Source organism: Burkholderia sp. MSMB1078WGS, assembly GCF_001528895.1.
In the GTDB taxonomy this organism is placed as follows: domain Bacteria; phylum Pseudomonadota; class Gammaproteobacteria; order Burkholderiales; family Burkholderiaceae; genus Burkholderia.
Genome location: NZ_LPDI01000091.1, coordinates 37965 through 55614, shown reverse-complemented (window position 1 = coordinate 55614; position 17650 = coordinate 37965). Strand labels below are relative to the sequence as shown.

19 protein-coding genes, 1 tRNA gene and 1 pseudogene are annotated in these 17650 nt (G+C 60.9%); 3 read left to right on the top strand and 18 right to left on the bottom strand.

Annotated elements, in window-relative coordinates; genetic code table 11:
- Nucleotides 1-147 precede the first annotated feature (147 nt).
- From WT24_RS22760 to WT24_RS22745, 5 genes and pseudogenes are all read right to left on the bottom strand, one after another.
- On the bottom strand, nucleotides 148-1098 hold the full coding sequence (locus WT24_RS22760) for an FkbM family methyltransferase (protein ID WP_060035924.1): 951 nt from the start codon (nucleotides 1096-1098) through the stop codon (nucleotides 148-150).
- 798 nt (nucleotides 1099-1896) lie between these two features.
- Nucleotides 1897-2329, bottom strand: a pseudogene (locus tag WT24_RS35455) (class II glutamine amidotransferase); the annotation flags it as partial.
- A gap of 207 nt (nucleotides 2330-2536) precedes the next feature.
- Entirely contained in the window at nucleotides 2537-3100 is a 564-nt protein-coding gene (gene cysC / locus WT24_RS22755; RefSeq protein ID WP_060035923.1) for an adenylyl-sulfate kinase, read from the bottom strand.
- Nucleotides 3101-3838: 738 nt separating this feature from the next.
- On the bottom strand, nucleotides 3839-4672 hold the full coding sequence (locus tag WT24_RS22750) for a class II glutamine amidotransferase (protein WP_060035944.1): 834 nt from the start codon (nucleotides 4670-4672) through the stop codon (nucleotides 3839-3841).
- A 186-nt stretch (nucleotides 4673-4858) separates the two neighbouring features.
- On the bottom strand, nucleotides 4859-5188 hold the full coding sequence (locus WT24_RS22745) for a carboxymuconolactone decarboxylase family protein (protein WP_006484989.1): 330 nt from the start codon (nucleotides 5186-5188) through the stop codon (nucleotides 4859-4861).
- A 129-nt stretch (nucleotides 5189-5317) separates the two neighbouring features.
- On the opposite strand from WT24_RS22745, the gene WT24_RS22740 reads away from it, so the two are divergent.
- The gene (locus tag WT24_RS22740; RefSeq protein ID WP_060035922.1) at nucleotides 5318-6286 is read left to right on the top strand and encodes an AraC family transcriptional regulator; all 969 of its coding nucleotides are present in this window, start codon (nucleotides 5318-5320) and stop codon (nucleotides 6284-6286) included.
- 80 nt (nucleotides 6287-6366) lie between these two features.
- Entirely contained in the window at nucleotides 6367-6810 is a 444-nt protein-coding gene (yiaA, locus tag WT24_RS22735; protein WP_060035943.1) for an inner membrane protein YiaA, read from the top strand.
- Nucleotides 6811-6902: 92 nt separating this feature from the next.
- On the opposite strand, the gene WT24_RS33450 is transcribed toward yiaA, so the two are convergent.
- A complete protein-coding gene (locus WT24_RS33450) occupies nucleotides 6903-7943 on the bottom strand; it encodes a relaxase/mobilization nuclease domain-containing protein (protein WP_082742267.1) in 1041 nt (346 codons plus the stop codon).
- A 594-nt stretch (nucleotides 7944-8537) separates the two neighbouring features.
- On the opposite strand from WT24_RS33450, the gene WT24_RS22730 reads away from it, so the two are divergent.
- A complete protein-coding gene (locus WT24_RS22730; RefSeq protein WP_059791739.1) occupies nucleotides 8538-8741 on the top strand; it encodes a hypothetical protein in 204 nt (67 codons plus the stop codon).
- A gap of 364 nt (nucleotides 8742-9105) precedes the next feature.
- On the opposite strand, the gene WT24_RS34585 is transcribed toward WT24_RS22730, so the two are convergent.
- The 12 genes from WT24_RS34585 to WT24_RS22675 form a co-directional block, all read right to left on the bottom strand.
- Entirely contained in the window at nucleotides 9106-9408 is a 303-nt protein-coding gene (locus WT24_RS34585; RefSeq protein WP_156440552.1) for a hypothetical protein, read from the bottom strand.
- A 46-nt stretch (nucleotides 9409-9454) separates the two neighbouring features.
- Nucleotides 9455-9916 (bottom strand): hypothetical protein, encoded by a 462-nt coding sequence (locus WT24_RS22720; RefSeq protein WP_059791735.1) that lies wholly within the window; start codon nucleotides 9914-9916, stop codon nucleotides 9455-9457.
- 57 nt (nucleotides 9917-9973) lie between these two features.
- On the bottom strand, nucleotides 9974-10309 hold the full coding sequence (locus tag WT24_RS33440; RefSeq protein WP_179949385.1) for a hypothetical protein: 336 nt from the start codon (nucleotides 10307-10309) through the stop codon (nucleotides 9974-9976).
- Between the two features lie 700 nt (nucleotides 10310-11009).
- Nucleotides 11010-11086 (bottom strand) — tRNA-Lys (locus WT24_RS22715).
- 108 nt (nucleotides 11087-11194) lie between these two features.
- Complete coding sequence (gene ybgF / locus WT24_RS22710) at nucleotides 11195-11944, bottom strand: tol-pal system protein YbgF (protein ID WP_011544679.1); 750 nt, start codon at nucleotides 11942-11944, stop codon at nucleotides 11195-11197.
- 19 nt (nucleotides 11945-11963) lie between these two features.
- Complete coding sequence (pal, locus tag WT24_RS22705) at nucleotides 11964-12476, bottom strand: peptidoglycan-associated lipoprotein Pal (protein WP_006484980.1); 513 nt, start codon at nucleotides 12474-12476, stop codon at nucleotides 11964-11966.
- A gap of 17 nt (nucleotides 12477-12493) precedes the next feature.
- Complete coding sequence (gene tolB / locus WT24_RS22700; RefSeq protein WP_060035921.1) at nucleotides 12494-13789, bottom strand: Tol-Pal system beta propeller repeat protein TolB; 1296 nt, start codon at nucleotides 13787-13789, stop codon at nucleotides 12494-12496.
- A gap of 109 nt (nucleotides 13790-13898) precedes the next feature.
- Nucleotides 13899-14951 (bottom strand): cell envelope integrity protein TolA, encoded by a 1053-nt coding sequence (gene tolA / locus WT24_RS22695; RefSeq protein ID WP_059779329.1) that lies wholly within the window; start codon nucleotides 14949-14951, stop codon nucleotides 13899-13901.
- Nucleotides 14948-15397, bottom strand: a complete 450-nt coding sequence (gene tolR / locus WT24_RS22690) for a protein TolR (RefSeq protein ID WP_006484943.1) — start codon at nucleotides 15395-15397, stop codon at nucleotides 14948-14950. Before tolR ends, tolA begins: the two co-directional genes overlap by 4 nt.
- A gap of 10 nt (nucleotides 15398-15407) precedes the next feature.
- Nucleotides 15408-16085 (bottom strand): protein TolQ, encoded by a 678-nt coding sequence (tolQ, locus tag WT24_RS22685; protein WP_027783647.1) that lies wholly within the window; start codon nucleotides 16083-16085, stop codon nucleotides 15408-15410.
- A 144-nt stretch (nucleotides 16086-16229) separates the two neighbouring features.
- Nucleotides 16230-16718: a tol-pal system-associated acyl-CoA thioesterase gene (gene ybgC, locus WT24_RS22680; RefSeq protein ID WP_060035920.1), complete on the bottom strand. Its 489-nt coding sequence runs from the start codon at nucleotides 16716-16718 to the stop codon at nucleotides 16230-16232.
- Between the two features lie 106 nt (nucleotides 16719-16824).
- Nucleotides 16825-17571, bottom strand: a complete 747-nt coding sequence (locus WT24_RS22675; RefSeq protein WP_060035919.1) for an SDR family NAD(P)-dependent oxidoreductase — start codon at nucleotides 17569-17571, stop codon at nucleotides 16825-16827.
- Nucleotides 17572-17650: the final 79 nt, after the last annotated feature.

Here is a 17650-nt window from a genome sequence, read left to right as displayed (position 1 = left end):
TGCAGGCGCATGGATAACCCGCTGTTCAATCGCCTCGCCTACGAAAATGTGGACAGGTTCATTTTTGGTCGAGATCATTGGCTAACATCCGTCAAGATGAACGGAAAATCAGGCAATGATCCCGTAAAAGGATCAAGCTTGAGGTGTCTAATTAAACCTGCTATTCACCCAATATTGACCGCCATCGATCGTTGTCATTCCGACAATTGATGTTAGGTCGGCTCGGTAAGACATTGTGACAGGGCGTTCTCGGAGCAAATGCCAGCCATGTTTGTGATAGCATTCCATCAGATCGCCTTCTATTTTTCGGCTATGCGTTCCAATGAACATGCGTTTAACTTTTTGACTGATTTGTGATGCGCCGTGGACTAAAACGTCACCTTCTGATCCTTGAATATCGCAGTGAATAAAGTCGATTGTTTCGAGTCCGTCGAATATCTCATCGAGGGTTCTGACTGGTACTTCCTCATGTGGAACAGACCGCCCGACGTAATCAACATCGGGCGCCGCATAGGCGGCTTGCCCACCATTTTCAAAAGCGCTTCTGACGATCGGAAAAAAGACAGTTCCTTTTCTGATGCCTACTGCGCCATGGATGGCCATACTCTCGACTTTCGGAATAGAAAAATTATCGGTGAGGCCGTTTGCCGAGAGATTTTTTGAAATGAGGGCGTGGAAATAAGCGCTGGCCTCCACTGCTCTGATAGCGACGTTCTTGCCCTGGCGCTTCGCAAGTACTCCAGCTATTGCAGCCCATGGTGCATAGCTTGATCCAAGTTCAACCATGGAAAAGCTGTCACCCCTAGTATTCTCAAGACTGTCGAGTAGCGCGTAATACTCAATGGCCTCGGCTCGTACCCCGTCGTTCGGAATGGGCGGACTATCGAAGGTGTCGCCATCGCGTGCTGCGGCCCACGGAACGCAATCGGTAGGTGTTTTCGTCCCGAAGTAATCGGTTACATACCCGGGCGTTCCTTGAGAAATTTTTCGGTATTTGGCAAATAAGTCAAGGTCGGATGCCTCCCAGCCACCAAAAAAATCTGCCCCAAGAGCCTGCCTTGCCGAAATAGATCGTTGAATTTGCTCAGAAAAATCCATTCTTTTCCTCAAACATCGTTATCGATATTGTTGAACAGAAAAATAGGATGCAGGAACCGCTTTCGTCCGCTGGGTGCCAGCCTGGCCAATCCGGCACGTCAATTGTCAGTGACCGTCTTCCGCCCCTGATGACGGCTATTCTACGAGAGCAGGAAGGTCAATGCTCAGAAATATTGCTCCGCGGCCCATGGCCGTAATCGTCGTGACGGTGTTGAGCATCGCTTCAAACGTTAGCGAATTGTATCGATCGGCGCCGAGGGGACCTCGAGCGGCGTGCTTTCGTCTGTGATGATGTGTGCACTCTCTGAGTGCCGGCGTGTCTCTGTAATGCGACCCACGACTAGTCAATCTAAACATGAGGGCGTTACAAAACATTCGAATGAACTTGCTTCAACGCCTGGGCGCCTCGCCGATCTCGCAGGTGTCGTCAGCAAATCATCCCGCTACTGAGGCCCGATCGCTACGGCAAACCTTCCGAAGAAATTCCCGTATGTAGAACAAAGCGGAATGCCATCCAACCTGGTCCTATAGTCAATTATTTACCGGGAGTCCCCCAGACCGGCGGCACAACACATGAAATAATGGCTCAAATAGTGGCTAAGGTTCGTCGTTCACGTTTCCAGTGTGCCGAGTCTCGATCTGCAACATCATCTGCCTGGTTGTGTTATCGACGTTGATCCGGATACACAGTCCACGCGGTAGAGTCGTCGTAATATCGATTCGGCGCTTGCCGTCGAGACGTACGCGTCGTGCTTGAATGTTCTCGGCGTGTCAGGACGATGTGTCGACCGCCCGTGCTTATTTACGCTGCCACCGAAGCGGCTGCTGCGGTACATCGGCGCCGTACGCGACGATCGCTATCTCGGCCGGTACTTTCTTCACACGCGCCGTGCAAGTCGATTAGCGGTTTGGGTGCGACCATGAACACGTCATCGTTGGCTTCTGCGATGCGTGGATCATGTGGATTAAAGTCGTGTGTCGCCTGAACGACGTGCCATGGAACAGTATGCGCGATGGTCGTTGGCGTGAATAGCACACCGAGATGATCCGGTTACCGTGGGCCGCGCAGATTGTCATGTTGATCGGACCGGCAACGCGATGACGCGCGGCGGTTTCCTCGACCGCGCTGGCCATCCTTGAGCGCCGGCAGCGACGGCTGCTCGAGGCTGTATGTTAGTGTGAGATGGAACAGCAGTTCCGAGTAGATTGAACTTTCGGCCGTCGGGAAAACCTCGTCGAGCATTGCGAGGCGGACGAGCGCCAGTGCGGAACGGGTGTCTTCAGCGCGCTGTTTCTCGATGTGCTGATCGTCGCGGCCAACCAAGACAGTAGGCCGATGTGGCGCAAGGCGGACAGTTCAACCGTCGATCGCCGCAATAGCGCGCCGAAACAGAAGAAGGGAGCGGGGCGCGCAGGCGAGCCGACGGCCGCGCCAGTATCAGCCGTTCAACGGCAATTTCTGCATGATCGCGTGCACGCATTCCAGCGGGCTTGTTTCGCCCGTGCGCACATGCACGTCGGGCAATACCGGTTTTTCATAGGTCGATTCGATACCGGTGAACTGCCGAATGGTCCCTTGCCTTGCCAATGCATACAGCCCCTTGGGATCGCGCGCTTCCGCCACGTCCAGCGCGACGTCGACGAAGACTTCGAAAAACCTGCCGTGCGGAAAACGCGCGCGCGCTTTGGCCCGTGCTTCTCGAAACGGCGAGATCAGCGCAACGATGACGACGAGTCCCGCATCCACCATCAGGCGCGCGACCTCGGCCGTTCGACGGATGTTCTCGTGGCGGTCTGCGTCGCTGAATCCCAGGTCCTGATTCAATCCTTCGCGAAGCTGGTCGCCGTCCAGCAGAAAAGTCCGCAGGCCGCGCGTGTCGAGTTGTTCCTTCAGTAGATTCGAGAGCGTCGATTTGCCGGCACCGGAGACACCGGTGAGCCATACCACGAAGGCATGGTCCTGCTTCATGCTGGAAAGCATGGATTGATTGCCCGTCAGCATGACAGGGAGTGGGTTTTGGAGATCTTGAGTCATCTCGGAGTCGATGTGCCGGTAACTGCGTCGCTGCTTTATTGTGATGCGGATTCATCCGTTGGCGAATTGTAACGTGCCTTTTCAAAATTCGTAACTTGAATATTTTAATCAGGAATAAGCGTTCGCCCTCGCATGGCCCGACGATGTGCGAGCCCTGTCCGTCAGGTAATGATTGCCGATTCGCCGTAATAATTCGAAATGAGTGCCCGTCGCCGACGGGGTGGAAGGTGCGTACAATGTCGCCCCCGTTTTATCGCCCGCTGGATTTTCGGTGTGTCCCGATCAGGCCCGTGCCATGAGGGCAATGGGCCGGACGATTTGTGTCGGCATTCGCTGGGAGAGCGGTGACGACTGTTCGTCGACGTGTCGCAGAATTCCTCGGACATATGTTGTCGACCGTGTGTCGATTATCGCCCTGGATTTCTGGTCAGGATCAAATCGCAAGAGTATTAATTTTTTATTCGGCGAAAATTTCAGTAGTGCGCGGGCCTGCTTTCGTCATGCGATTCCGTCGCTCATTATCGAATTGGGGAATTATCCCAGGCCGGTTGCCCGATCGTATTCGTCGGGAGATGTTTCGTATCGCTTTCGATTGATTCGGCGGTACCGATCGCCGGTCCGTCAAAACGGATCGCCGCAATTGCCGTATAGCGCCGAAGTACTCGACACCTGAAATACGCCCGATTTCGTCAGGACTGCGGCATGTCACTTGTGCCGCGGCCCGAACGGCCGCTGCTGCACATCGGCGCCGTGCGCGACGATTGCCATCCCCTCCGGCACTTCCTCCCACGCGCCGCGCAGGTCGACGAGCGGCTCCGACACGACCATGAACGCATCGTCGCCGGCTTCGGCGATACGCGGGTTATGCGGATACAACTCGTGCAGGTGCTTGAACGACGTGCTGTGGAACAGCGACCGCGATTTTCGTTCACTCGAGTAACGCACCGCGACGATCCGTTCGCCATCGGTCGCGCAGATCGTCATGTTGAGCGGATCGGCGACGCGATGCCGCGCGGCGGTTTCCTCCACCACGCCGACCATTCGTTCGAGCGCCGGCAGCGGCGCCTGCTCGAGACCGTACGTCAGCGCGAGGCGGAACATCAGCTCGGAGTCGGTCGAGCCTTCGAGCGTCGGGAACAGCGCGGGATCGACCTTCATCGTCAGGTCGCGGCGCAGTTTGTGGAAGTCGCGGATCAGCCCGTTGTGCGCGAACAGCCAGCGGCCGTGACGGAACGGATGGCAGTTGGTTTCCTGCACGGGCGTGTCGGTTGCCGCGCGAATATGCGCGATGAACATCCGCGAGCGGATCGCGCGCGCGGCTTCGCGCAGGTTGCGGTCGTTCCACGCGGGATGCACGGAGCGATAGCGGAACGGGAGTTCGTCGGGATGCCCGTACCAGCCGATGCCGAAGCCGTCGCCGTTGGTCGTCGTCGCGCCCAGCTCCGAATGCAGGCTCTGGTCGATCAGCGAATGCTTCGCGCGGAACAGCACGGTTTCCAGATGGATCGGATTACCCGTATAGGCGAGCCAGCGGCACATGAAGCGCTCCTTCACGATGTATCGTTCGCGCATGGTAGCCGACTCCGCGACGCTTACGCGCCCAGGCGAGTCACCCGCACGCGCTTCGTACATCGCCGTCCGCGCGATGCGCGATCGCCCGGCCATGCGGCCGGGCGCAACACGACAAATACGGTGCGGCCCGACGGTCGTGCCGCAGCCGCCGGCTCAATCGCCGAGCGCGTCCATCACACGCGCCGAATAGACGAGCGCCGCGCCCGCATTCAACGCAATCGCGACGCCGAGCGCTTCCGCCACTTCCTCCTTGGTCGCGCCATGCTTGGCCGCTTCGGCCGTATGCACGGCGATACAGCCGTCGCAGCGCGTCGTGACGGCCACCGCGAGTGCGATCAGTTCGCGTGTCTTCGCGTCGAGATGGCCGGTCTTGGCGCCTGCGCCGGACAGCGCCTTGTAGCCGGCTAGCGTATCGGGCGACAGCTTGGCGATGTCGCCGATACGCGTCGAGAGTTCCTTCCGGTATTCGTTCCAGTTCAGCATGATGCGTCCTTGTCGAGAAGAGTGAGGAGGGCGGCGGGTGCCGCGATCTCGTGCGATGCAAGGCTATTCTGATCGCTCCCGCTGATAGTTTCGATACGCTAGAGTGTCGATTTTTAGCGCGATCGTCTCATGGATGCATTGAGTCAACTGCTGTCGCTCGGTCGCAGCCATGTCGAGCTCGACGTGCGCTGCCTGCTCGACGGCCCGTTCGCGATGCCGCACGACCCGCTGCCGCCCGGCGAGGCGGCGTTCCATCTGGTGCTGGCCGGAACCTGTCGGCTGCGTGCCGCCGACGGGCGCACGCTGGAACTGGCGGACGGCGATTTCGTACTGCTGCCCGCCGGCGGCGCGCACGACCTGCTCGACGCGGCGGGCAGCCGGTCGAAGCCGCTCGTGCCGCTGCGCGATTCGAGTGCCGGCGACGGCGCGGTGCTGCCGGTCAAGTCGAATCTCGATCCGGCCGACCCGGGCAGCGCGAGCGTGGATCTGCTCTGCGGACGGTTCGTCTATGCGCGCGGCGCGGGCGAACTGCTGATGCGCACGCTGCCGCAGGTGTTGCACGTCGGCTTGCGCGACGCATCGGGCGCCGCGCCGCTGCAACTGCTGACGAGCGTGCTGCGTACCGAGGCGTCGAACATGCAGCCGGGCGCCGGCGCGATCGTGAACGCGCTCGGGCAGACGCTGCTCGCGTATGCACTGCGTGCATACGGCCGCGGCGCGCGCGTGCCGTCCGGCTGGCTCGCGCTGGCGGCCGATGCGCGCCTCGGCCCGTCGGTCCGGGCCGTGCTGCAGGTGCCGGCGCAACCGTGGACGGTCGAATCGCTCGGCGCCGCGGCGGCGATGTCGCGCGCGACCTATGCGAGGCATTTCCGCGAGAAGGCCGGGATGAGTGTCGGCGCATTCGTCGCGCAGATCAGGATGATGCATGCGTGCGCGCTGCTGCAGGACACGCAGCGCGGGCAGGCGGAAATCGGGCAGGCGGTCGGCTACCAGTCCGAGGCCGCATTCGGCAAGGCGTTTCGCGCGGTGCTCGGCACGACGCCGGGGCGCTGGCGGCGCGCGGCGCGAAACGTGAACCTGCGAGCGCGCGCGTCGTGACGCGCGCCAAAGCTGCTACCATGCGCAAAACGCTGTTCAACGAAAACGATTTCGAACAACAAGAAAGAGAGGGCAAAGCAATGAACCAGACCACCATCCAGCAACCGTCGTTCGCGTTCGTGGCCGCCTCGTGGGCCGCGCTGCTCGCCGGTTTCGCGGCATTCCTGATCGGGCTCTGGAACGCCGGCATGCAGCTCAACGAGAAGGGCTACTACTTCACCGTGCTGGTGTTCGGCCTCTATGCGGCGATCTCGCTGCAGAAGAGCGTGCGCGACCGCGCGGAAGGCATTCCCGTCACCGGCATCTATTACGGTCTCAGCTGGATCGCGCTGCTGCTGTCGATCGCGCTGCTGATCGTTGGCCTGTTCAACGCGACGCTTCAATCGAGCGAGAAGGGCTTTTACGCGATGTCGTTCGTGCTCGCGCTGTTCGGCTCGGTGGCCGTGCAGAAGAACACGCGCGATTTGCAGAACGCGAAGCCGCGCTATACCGACGCCGATTCCGCGCCGTCGGTCCACGAGTGATATCGCGTGCAGCGGGCGCCTGCCGTCCTTTCGTTTCGTTATGCCATCGTGCATGACGAAGAAGATACTTTGGATGCCGACGGCCTCGCTAATTAGCGACCTATCTCTATCGATGGCTCGCAACTATTTTCAGGGTGCAGCTCGTCCGCATATGGCGTACGTTGCATGTAATACGAATCGCGAAATCCCTGCGTGACAGCCCGAGGCGACTGTGGCGCCTGTGGGTTTAGGGTCCGGACTGGCATTCGCCGAGCAAAGTCTGCGATGTTCATCGCCATTTCGCGGTCTTCGAGGGAATCGGAATGAGCCAAGGTGCGCGCGACTTTATACCAGTTGCCTAGCGTCTCCATGTGGGCGCCCCACATTGCACATCGGGTCTCGATGTCGATGGCATGCGTGCCATTGAAAGGGTGACCGCCTCGTAACGCCATCCGGAGCGCCGCTTGTTTAGGAAAGTACTGTATTTGCCCGCGTACTGTTCTAGAAGTAGCGTTCGCGTCGACGCCGCGTGCCTGCAATTGCTGCGCGAATGCTTCTCGCCAACGATGCAAATCCTGTTTTCGGGGATTGAGCCGACGGCCGTCGGGGCCACGCGCATGGACGCATAAATGTACATGGGGATGCGCTTCGTCATTGTGCAGTGCGAATACATATGGTCGTCCATCACCAAATGTTTCTTGGGCGAACATCCTTGCTGCATCCCATACGACCTCGCTATCGGTACCAGGCGGCATCGAGAGCACTACATTGAGGGTTTCTCTGCGTTTGCTTTCATTTGGAATGCCCCAACTGCCCCAGTGCCACTGCTCGAAAAGATCCTTCAATGCCATTTCTCCGGAGATCATACGTCCGTCTTGATCCTCCAGATCAACGCTACCATGTCGCGAAATGTATCGCAGATGGCGCCGAACCGCCTTCATTCCCTGCGTGCCCGATGCTCTGTTCGATATCTTCACCATTACTTCGGGCGCCCCTCGAAGCGTTCGGGCGATCCTTTCGCGCAAATGTAGCGCGTCCTGCTGTAAGGTCCAGTGGGGCAGATGCAAGCCACGGGCGTGGCGAAGTGCACTGGGGAATAGCCGATCTCCCCAGTTCACCAAGAGTGCATCAACATAGGTCTTTGGGAACGGCATTTTAACGACTCCAGCGATCTAGATTGCTTCGCAAAAGCGTCGCTGTGGTACGCAAATGTGCTTCTATTGTGGTGCGGACTTGCTCCCAGTTAAACGACTTATTGCAATCGTTCGTGGCTGCTTCTCTTGCACATTCGCCGAGCAGCGTTCGGATTATTGCGAGCTGCCTATTTGACTCCGCAACAAGCACCATCTCTCTGCTGCCAAGTTGCGGTTCGCCGGTAAGCTTCGCCCGAACCAAGGCGACGATCCAACGGTTCGGCGTGAAACCGCGAACGTAAGCTATGCCCCTAACGCGTTCCAGTTCGGCGTTGGTAAGTCCGATCGAGACGCGTGCGCACGGCCCATTGCGAGCAGGTAGCGTCTGCGGCGCTCGGGGTTGAGTTTCTGCAACACCAACTGTTTCGGTAATGATTCGCCTCAATTCCTCACTCGGCGTCACACCACGTTGCGCACACCATGTTGCCCATCGGGATTTTAGCGTTCCCAATTCCACGCTTAGTCGAGACCGACCAGGTGTACCAGCCTTGTGTCGTACGCTCGTAGTCATCGATGGTCCTCCGACATCCGTAAGTTCATGCGCTTCGCTGCGAGATGGCAACGAAGGTGATGTCTTGGCAATTGCTTCTCGAACGGCTCGATCGTTCGATTGGCTGCAATAAAGACGCGCTGCGATTCAAAATCGGAAAAGACAGCCCAGAGCTGCCGCAGATCAATGGTGCTATCTGCGGCGAGCGGTTCGGGTCCGAGATGTTGACTTTTAATCTAAGCAAGTATCGCGAAGGCGACAACTACTAAAGTCAGGAGGGTTCCTCATGCGAGCATTGCTGTCGTGCTGACCGACTTGCAAGCCGCAGAAGTTCCATCTGCACCGATGCTGCCGGATGCAGTCCGCCCGTAGGAGGCGTGCAACATTGTTCCGCGACTCGCGTGAGGTGCGCCGCATCGGAGAAATGCAATTGCCCCATCAGCGACTTTCAGGCAAGGACGGTTTTCTGGATGACCACCTGTATGGGCGGGCTTGTCGCGCGATACAGTGACATTTCTCACTAGGGACAATTGCAGCGACGCGCAAGCAGCTCTGTATCGACAAGGCGTCATGATATGGATCGATGGTGCATCGACGATGTCATCCGATCCACGCCAATGCGTTTCGCTTGGGTTATCCGCGGATAGTTCGGCCTGCACACTTCAGTGCTGGGGTGTGGCTTGGTAACGTTCCGTTGGACTGCCGCTGCACTAATGCTTCCGTAGTTGGCTCAGCGTGATCGACATCGGCTGCTTGTTCGATGAAGTCGAGCAAATCGCTTTCATGAAAGCAATTGAGTATCACGGCGGGCAGTCGTGCACATTTGGTCACCGAGGCGGGTTCGGCGACCCTTGGACTCACTCTGGTTTCAAAAGGACCGGGCGTAGCTGCTCCCTCTGGAAGAGGGCGCGTGCTGAGTTTGAAGTTGTCATTCATGAGCTTCTGCTGCGCGCGCACATTCGACGGGTTGCCGTGGACTGAGTCAGGACTGTTGCGTGTCCGATGATTCAATTGAGACGCACATAAGCGGTTCGCCGTGTGCCGGAGAGCTTGGCGGCTCAAGACGGAGAATGAAGTCGAAGTACCGAGTCGACAGCTTTGCCAGTTGCTCTTGTACTGCTCCCAAGTGAATGAGGCATTGGGCGTCCCAGTTCATTCCCACGACGAGTTCGCTCGTAACGCCATTCCACTCACTTAGAAGAATCGCAGCGACACGGGCGTTTTCCTCGGCGAATCGCTCGATGCGCTGTTCGATATAGCGCTTATCATCACGCATGAGCGTGCCGGATATGCGCAAAGATACCGTGTTTGCGATCGGATCATGGTGGAGGTGCACGGTCGCGATGCCGCACAGATGGCGCGAAACCCGATCAAGTTGTTCGTTCTCGATGTCCTCTTGGACTGAAATCGCTCCAGACAACGTATAGATTGCGGGCTCTTCCATGGTGGCTCCTGAGCAGATCGATTGCTTTCGCTTTTCCGCTGAAGTGGGGCAACAACATCAATTCCATACGCTGTCCGAGGTGGGACACGATGAGCCGACATGCAACGCTATGCCGATAGGGACGAATGTCGATTCACCATAGCGGGTTCGACGGAAGAAGGCTCCACCTCGCGCCCATTTCTGGGAAAATCCGGTTAGCGCGGTTTCGATCGATTTCATCTCTGCGTCCGTGAGTGCTCCGCTGATACGGAGCATGAACGTATGCGTGACTGCATCCGTGGCGAAGTAGACGCGTGCGGCGAATCCGATTCTGTCAACGAATTGCTGCGCGTGGCTAGGGCGAAAATGATCGAGAACGGGCAATGCACCGCAAATTTCGTAAGTCGTCGACATGGTGGTTCTCCGTGAAGGGGGGGCGCCCTTGTTGTCCGCCCGGCGTACGGGGTGACCTCGGGCGCTGCCATGATGACTCATTCGGACTTGTGTATCGCCAATTATAGGATCAATTGATCCTGTGTCAAGAAGGAAATTACCTCGAATGGACGTATTTGGGGAGAGACTGAGGCATGAGCGTTCACGATTGGGCCTCAACCAAACAGAGTTCGCAGCTCTCGGGGCCGTTAAACAACGCGCGCAATATCAGTACGAGAAGGGCTTGAGGCGTCCTAACTCGGACTATTTGATTGCGATTGCCGCAGCAGGAGTGGACATTCACTATCTGCTCACAGGGCAGGTAGGAACGTCCCTCGAGAATGATGAGGAGCAACGAGTAGTTGCAGGGTTTCGATCGCTTAATGTGCGCAAACGAGAGGCACTATTAGCGCTCGTTGAGGCATTTGCCGAATCCTCGCCTCAGTAGGGGCGCTGCGATGAGTCGCTTTGTGTTTGTGTAGCGCGGCCCTTGGAGGCAAGGAAGTGACAGCCGATTGCACGCTGCGGGTGCTGCACCGGGCTGTCTCTTGGTACTCGCGACGCTTACGGACGCGACTTCGTCGGCCTGTCGGTCGGCAGTTGAGGGGCGACGGTTCAACATTGACACAACAGATGCAAAAAAGCCTCCGCGAAGGAGGCTTTTTGCACTATCGAAGATAGTTGGTAGGGTGGGAGGGACTCGAACCCTCGACTCTCTGATTAAAAGTCAGATACTCTAACCAACTGAGTTACCACCCCACGTTCTTGAAACCGGTCGGTTCGTTGCTTCAACAACCTGGGCAACGACCTAAAGAGCAAAAGATTATAGCGACGGGTTACAGGACTGTCAATAACCCGTCACGATAATTATTTGATCGTTTCGAGCTTGCCCTGCGCCGTCTGCGCCGCGTTCGATCCGGCGTACTGCGACACGACCTGCTCGAACGTCTTCTTCGCGGCCGCCTTCTGGCCTTGCTCGAGCTGGTTCGTGCCGATCGCCACGAGGGCGTCGGCCGCGCGCGGGTGCTGCGGGAACTTGCTGACGATCCCTTGCCACGTCGCGGTCGAACCGCGATAGTCGCGCAGCGCGTATTGCGCGTTGCCGTACCAGTACTGCGCGGTCGGCTGATAGGGGCTCTGCGGGTACTTCGCGATGAACGCACGGAACGAAGCCGCCGCCGCCTTGAAGTTGCCGTTGCGGAACTGCTGCTGCGCCGCGCTGAGCGCATCCGTTTCACCCGGCTGCACGGTGCCTTCGACCCCATCGATCGTCGCCTGTTGCGGCTCGAACTTCTTGAGCCGCGTGTCGAGATCCTGGTAGTACTCCTTCTGCTGCCGCTCGAGCGTCGTCAGCCGGTTCGTCAGATCCTCGTTCTCGCCGCGCAGCGTCGCGACCTGCTGATTCAGCTGGTCGATACGGCCGGATTGATCGAGGATCGTACGCTGGGCGGCCGACAACTGGCTCGACAGGTTGTCGCTCTTGCTGCGCAGATCGAGTACGGCACGGCGCGCTTCGTTGTCGTCGAACATGCCGGCGTGCGCCGGCGCGGCCGACCACGCCGCGCCCGCGACGCAGAATGCTGCGGCAACGCGCAGCCAGGTTAAACGGTGCGTCATACGGCGATTCTTCCGTTACTTACTGTTGGTAGACGAGGTCGGCGCGACGGTTCTGCGCCCACGATGCTTCGTCGTGACCCGTTGCCTGCGGCTTTTCCTTGCCGAGGCTCACGGCTTCCATTTGCGAATCGTTCACGCCGAGCAGGGCCATCGCACGGCGCACGGCTTCCGCACGCTTCTGGCCCAGCGCGAGGTTGTACTCGCTCGTGCCGCGTTCGTCGGTGTTGCCCTGGATCAGCACGTGGCGTTGCGGGTGGCTCTTCAGGTACTGAGCGTGCTGCTGCATCAGCGGCTGGTACTCGTCCTTCACCGAATAGCTGTCGAAGTCGAAGTAGATGCTGCGCTTCGCGAGCGGGCTGTTCGGGTCGTTCAGCGGATCGACGTTCACTTGCGCGACGTTGTCGGCGCTCGGTTGCGTGCTGACTGCGCCCGCGTTGTTTGCCTTGTCGTCGAGCTTCACGCCCGACTTGCACGCTGCGAGCGCGCTGATCATCATCACGGCCAGGGCCAGACGAGCTTTATTCGACATCATGGTTACTCTCCTTGTGGTCATTGCATGAAGGGCCCCCACGACGGCTCGCGAACGGAGCCGCCCTGGACGGACAGGATCTGCGGCGGCGCGCTGCCGTCGGAGGGCACTGCAGCCAGAACGTTGCGACCACCCGACTGGGTCGCGTACAAAAGGTACTGGCCGTTTGCCGCGAAGCTCGGCGATTCGTCGCGATTGGTATTCGTGATGGCGTTCGCCGCGCCGGTCTGCAGATCCTGAACGTACAGCTTGAAGCCCCCACCCGTGCGGGAGATATAAGCGAGCAGCTTGCCGTCCGGGCTCACGCGCGGGCTCGTGTTGTAGCTGCCGGTGAAGGTCACGCGCTGCGCGGCGCCGGCGCTTTCACCCTGTGCGGGCATCCGGTAGATTTGCGGCGCACCGCCACGGTCGCTCGTGAAGTAGATCCAGCGGCCGTCCGGCGAGTAGAACGGTTCGGTATCGATCGAGCTGCTCTGTGTGAGACGGCGCAGGCCGCCGCCGTTCGCGTTGACCGTGTAGATTTGCGTATTGCCCGTCAGCGACAGTGCGACTGCGAGCGTGTTGCTGTCCGGCGACCACGCCGGTGCGCTGTTGTTGCCCTTCTGATCGGAGACCATGTAACGCTTGCCGGTCGGGAGGTCATGGATGTAGACGATCGGCTTCTTGCGCTCGAACGACACGTACGCGACCTTCGTGCCGCTCGGCGACCAGGCCGGCGAGATGATCGGTTCGGTGCTCGACAGCGCGATGCGCGCGTTCTGGCCGTCCGAATCCGAAATCTGCAGCTGGTAGCGGTTGCCGGTCTTGATCACGTACGACAGGCGCGTGGCGAAGACGCCGCGCACGCCGAGCAGCTTCTGGTAGATGTAGTCGGCGACCTTGTGGCCGGCGGTGCGCAGCGTGGTGTCGGTGGCCGTCAGCGACAGGCCGCCGAGGCTTTGCTGCTTCACGGTGTCGTACAGGATGAAGTTGACCTTGTACTGGCCGTTTGCATCGCGGTTCACGCTGCCGGCCACGAACGCATTCGCGCCCTTGGCCTTCCATGCGCCGAGATCGACCGATGCGGTCTCGGGCACGGGCGTGCTGCCGGCGTCGATGTTGGTGAATTTGCCGCTGCGGGCGAGGTCGGCGCGCACGATCGACGTGACCTGCTGCGGCAGGTTCGCCTCGTTCGTGAAGTTCGCGGTGGCGATGGGGAACTGGGTCGACCCGACACCGGTGATCAGCACGTTGACCTGGGCGTTAGCGGCGCTGCCGGCCGTAATCAGACACGAGGCCACGAGTGCCCTGAAACCTAGCTTTGTCATCAAACTCATGCTTCTTGCTTCCCGTATGGCTTGGATCGCTGCGCAACGGCAGAGACAGTAAAAATACCCGATTCGTTCCCATCTGACAGCGACGCCCGGAGTGTAAGCGCATTTCGTTTCACTCCGCCGCCTTGAAGGTGATCGTAATGTCAGACGGAGTACGACCGTTAGAATCGGGCGGCAACGGGACCGATGCGTGGATCGCATTGACCACGGCTTGATCCCACCCCGAATTCCCGCTCGAGCGGGAGACCGATGCGCTCAATACGTCACCGGACGGCGTGCACCGAATCTTGACGACGGTGGTCAGGCCTGCCCGCTCGCCGCCCCAAACGATGTTCGGCTTGACGCGGCGGCGCACCTTGTCGGCATAGCCGGGCGTCGCGGCATTGCCGCCGGAGCCCGTGCCCGTGCCGCTTTTCGCGAGGCCTTCGCCGCCGCCTTCGCCGGCGCCGGACAGCCCCTGCAGCTGCGCGAGGCGCGCACTGCGCTCGCGGTCGAGCTTCGCGTTCGCCGCCGCATTGGCCTTCGCGCGCGCCGCGGCTTCGGCCTTCGCCTTGGCCTGCGCTTCCGCCTTTGCCTTCGCGGCTGCGTCGGCCTTCGCCTTCGCCGCCTGCTGCGCTTCGAGCTGAGCCTGCTTTTGCTGCTGGAGTTTCTGCTGTTCGAGCTTCTGCTGCTCGGCGAGCTGCTGTTGCTTGAGTTTCTCGGCCTGCTTCTGTTTGTCGCGTTCCGCGGCTTTCTGGGCGGCGAGCGCGGCGGCCTGTTGCGCGGCGAGCTGTGCGCGGCGCGCTTCCTCTTCCTGCTGAGCCTTCAGTTGCTGCGCGCGGCGTTGCTGCTCGAGCTGCGCTTCGCGCGCGGCCGCTTCCTGCTGACGCTTCTTCTGCTGCAGCGCGATGTCGGCCTGTTCGTCGCGCACCGGAGCAGGGGGCGCGACCTTCGCGGGCGGCGTGGGCGTGACGACGGGCCGCGGCGCGGGGACGTCGGGCACTTCGGTCCACAGCTCGGCTTCGGCGCCGGCCGGCGTGCTGTTCTGCCACTGCACGCCGTGATAGAGGAACAGCGCGAGCAGCACGTGCATCAGCGCGGCGAGCGCGAACGCGCGCCACGTCCCACGCTCGCGGGGAGGCTGGAGCGGGTACGCGGATCTGCGCGTGGATTGCTGCCGGTTCATTGCGATTTGACGAGGAGGCCGACGCGCTTGACGCCGCGCGCCTTCAGATCGGACATCACGGTCATGACGGCATCGTACTGCACCGTCTTGTCGGCTGCGATCACGACCGGCTGGTCAGGGTGATCGGCCTGCCGGGCCGAGATGAAGCTGTCGAGCTCGGCCTTCGTCATCGTGTCTTCCTGGGTCGCGCCCGAGTCGCCCTTGTACTTGACGCTCATCGTGCGGTCGGCCTTGATGTTGACGACGACGGGCGGCGTCTGCTCCTGCGGCGCGGCGTTGCCGACGGTCGGCAGGTTGATGATCGACGGCGCGACGAGCGGTGCGGTGACCATGAAGATCACGAGCAGCACCAGCATCACGTCGATGTACGGCACGACGTTGATGTCGGCCATCGCGCGGCGCGAGCGGCCGCCGCGCATGCTGGATCGGATGGGGCTTCCTGCCATGGCGCGCTCCTTACTGGGCCTGACGCTGCAGGATGTTCGAGAACTCTTCGATGAAGGTCTCGAAGCGGATCGCGAGGCGGTCGATGTCGTGCGCGTAGCGGTTGTACGCGACCACCGCCGGAATTGCGGCGAACAGGCCGATCGCGGTGGCGACGAGCGCTTCGGCGATACCGGGCGCGACGTTCGCGAGCGTGGCCTGCTGCACGTTCGCGAGGCCGCGGAACGAGTTCATGATCCCCCAGACCGTGCCGAACAGACCGATGTACGGGCTGACCGAGCCGACCGACGCGAGGAATGCGAGGTTGGCTTCGAGCACGTCCATTTCACGCTGGAACGACGCACGCATCGCGCGGCGCGCACCGTCGAGCACGAGGCCCGGATCGCTGAGGCGTTTTTCCTTCGCCTTGAGGAATTCGCGCATCCCCGATTCGAAGATCCGCTCGAGCGCGCCGATCGTATGGCGGTTGTTGGCTGCGCTCTGGTACAGCGCCTGCAGGTCGCCGCCCGACCAGAAATCCTTCTCGAAGCGTTCGGTTTGCGCGCGCGCGCGGCGGATCGCGAACCACTTGCGGAAGATGAAGGTCCACGACATCAGCGACAGCAGCAGCAGCAGTCCCATCACGGCCTGGGCCAGCACGCTCGCATTGAGGACGAGGGAAATGATCGACAGGTCTTGAGCAGTATTCATAGAGGTTTGAGTAACGTCCCTTCGGGAGTGCCCGGCAAGGGCGTCCGGCGTGCGTGCGGCGCGGCGCGCCGGCCATGCCTGACGCCGAACCTTGCTTAGTATCGAATCAGAACGGCAAGTTCATAGGCTGTGTCTAAACGGCGCTCATGCGAGCTTCGTTGACAGATCTGGCTGCCCGGCGGCGTCGATGACGGGCCCGCGTTGCAGCGCGTCGAGCACGGCCGGCGGGATGGCCGCGGGCCGGATGCCGTGACGGTCGACGCAGCCGAGGCGGATGTGCCCGGCCACGAGCAGCGTGTCGCCACACCAGGCTTCCTGCGCGAATTCCACCGACGCGCGGCCGATGCGTCCGGGCCGGCTCGTGATCGTCAGCGTGTCGTCGAGTCGTGCCGGCGCGCGGTAGTCGAGCGACGTGCTGCGCACGATGAAGATCGCGCCGGTATCGTCGGCGAGCCGGCGCTGGTCGACGCCGCATGCGCGAAGCCACTCGGTGCGGGCGCGCTCGAAGAACTTCAGGTAGTTGGCATAGAAGACGATGCCGCCTGCATCGGTATCCTCGTAGTACACGCGCACCGGCCAGGTAAAGCCGGACGGCGCTTCCGGGGAGCGGGTGGGCTGAGTCATGGCGCGCATTCTACCGGAACGCAGGAACCGGATTCGTAACGGTTTCGTAACGGAATGTAGTGCGACGCGGCACGCCGCGGGCCAGCCGGAGGCCGCCGCGGCGGTGCGCGATGCGTCAGCCGCGATGGATCGCGAGGCCGGCCGGCGCCTGGGCGACCGGCATCATCTCGATCGTATTGATGTTCACGTGCGCCGGGCGCGTCGCGATCCAGTAGATCGTGTCGGCGATGTCCTCGGACGTGAGCGGCTGGACGTTCTGGTACACGTTCGCTGCCTTCACGTCGTCGCCGCGGAAGCGGACGTTCGAGAATTCCGTGCCGCCGCACAGGCCCGGCTCGATGTCGGTCACGCGCAACGGCGTGCCGATCAGGTCGGCGCGCAGGTTCAGGCTGAATTGTCGGACGAAAGCCTTGGTTGCGCCGTATACGTTCCCGCCCGGATACGGATAGGTGCCGGCAACCGAACCGAGGTTGAAGATATGGCCGCGGCCGCGCTCGATCATGCCGGGCAGCAGCGCATGCGTGACGGTCACGAGGCCCGAGCAGTTCGTGTCGATCATGGTCTGCCATTCATCGAGGCTGGCCTTATGGGCCGGCTCGACGCCAAGCGCGAGGCCGGCGTTGTTGACGAGCACGTCGAGCGCCGCGAATTCGGCGGGAAGGGCGGCCGGCACGGCTTCGACGGCCGCGCGGTCGCGCACGTCGAGCTCGAGCGGCAGAAGGGCATCGCCGAGCTCGGCGGCGAGCGCATCGAGACGATCCTTGCGGCGCGCGGTCGCGACCACGCGGTGGCCTCCCTTGACGAAGGCACGGGAGATGGCGGCGCCGAAACCGGCGGACGCGCCTGTGACGAACACGATCATTGCTGCTCCTGGTCGGTGACGTGATAGCGGGGGGAATCCCGCAAGCCTACTGAGAATGCCGCACCGCGGCAAGGCGACG

Excerpts from the sequence above, each read along its gene's own strand:
- WT24_RS22760 (WP_060035924.1), bottom strand. The coding sequence starts at position 1,098 with ATGGATTTTTCTGAGCAAATTCAACGATCTATTTCGGCAAGGCAGGCT.
- cysC (WP_060035923.1), bottom strand. The coding sequence starts at position 3,100 with ATGCTGACGGGCAATCAATCCATGCTTTCCAGCATGAAGCAGGACCAT.
- WT24_RS22750 (WP_060035944.1), bottom strand. The coding sequence starts at position 4,672 with ATGTGCCGCTGGCTCGCCTATACGGGTAATCCGATCCATCTGGAAACC.
- WT24_RS22745 (WP_006484989.1), bottom strand. The coding sequence starts at position 5,188 with ATGCTGAACTGGAACGAATACCGGAAGGAACTCTCGACGCGTATCGGC.
- WT24_RS22740 (WP_060035922.1), top strand. The coding sequence starts at position 5,318 with ATGGATGCATTGAGTCAACTGCTGTCGCTCGGTCGCAGCCATGTCGAG.
- yiaA (WP_060035943.1), top strand. The coding sequence starts at position 6,367 with ATGAACCAGACCACCATCCAGCAACCGTCGTTCGCGTTCGTGGCCGCC.
- WT24_RS33450 (WP_082742267.1), bottom strand. The coding sequence starts at position 7,943 with ATGCCGTTCCCAAAGACCTATGTTGATGCACTCTTGGTGAACTGGGGA.
- WT24_RS22730 (WP_059791739.1), top strand. The coding sequence starts at position 8,538 with ATGGCAACGAAGGTGATGTCTTGGCAATTGCTTCTCGAACGGCTCGAT.
- WT24_RS34585 (WP_156440552.1), bottom strand. The coding sequence starts at position 9,408 with ATGAATGACAACTTCAAACTCAGCACGCGCCCTCTTCCAGAGGGAGCA.
- WT24_RS22720 (WP_059791735.1), bottom strand. The coding sequence starts at position 9,916 with ATGGAAGAGCCCGCAATCTATACGTTGTCTGGAGCGATTTCAGTCCAA.
- WT24_RS33440 (WP_179949385.1), bottom strand. The coding sequence starts at position 10,309 with ATGTCGACGACTTACGAAATTTGCGGTGCATTGCCCGTTCTCGATCAT.
- ybgF (WP_011544679.1), bottom strand. The coding sequence starts at position 11,944 with ATGACGCACCGTTTAACCTGGCTGCGCGTTGCCGCAGCATTCTGCGTC.
- pal (WP_006484980.1), bottom strand. The coding sequence starts at position 12,476 with ATGATGTCGAATAAAGCTCGTCTGGCCCTGGCCGTGATGATGATCAGC.
- tolB (WP_060035921.1), bottom strand. The coding sequence starts at position 13,789 with ATGAGTTTGATGACAAAGCTAGGTTTCAGGGCACTCGTGGCCTCGTGT.
- tolA (WP_059779329.1), bottom strand. The coding sequence starts at position 14,951 with ATGAACCGGCAGCAATCCACGCGCAGATCCGCGTACCCGCTCCAGCCT.
- tolR (WP_006484943.1), bottom strand. The coding sequence starts at position 15,397 with ATGGCAGGAAGCCCCATCCGATCCAGCATGCGCGGCGGCCGCTCGCGC.
- tolQ (WP_027783647.1), bottom strand. The coding sequence starts at position 16,085 with ATGAATACTGCTCAAGACCTGTCGATCATTTCCCTCGTCCTCAATGCG.
- ybgC (WP_060035920.1), bottom strand. The coding sequence starts at position 16,718 with ATGCGCGCCATGACTCAGCCCACCCGCTCCCCGGAAGCGCCGTCCGGC.
- WT24_RS22675 (WP_060035919.1), bottom strand. The coding sequence starts at position 17,571 with ATGATCGTGTTCGTCACAGGCGCGTCCGCCGGTTTCGGCGCCGCCATC.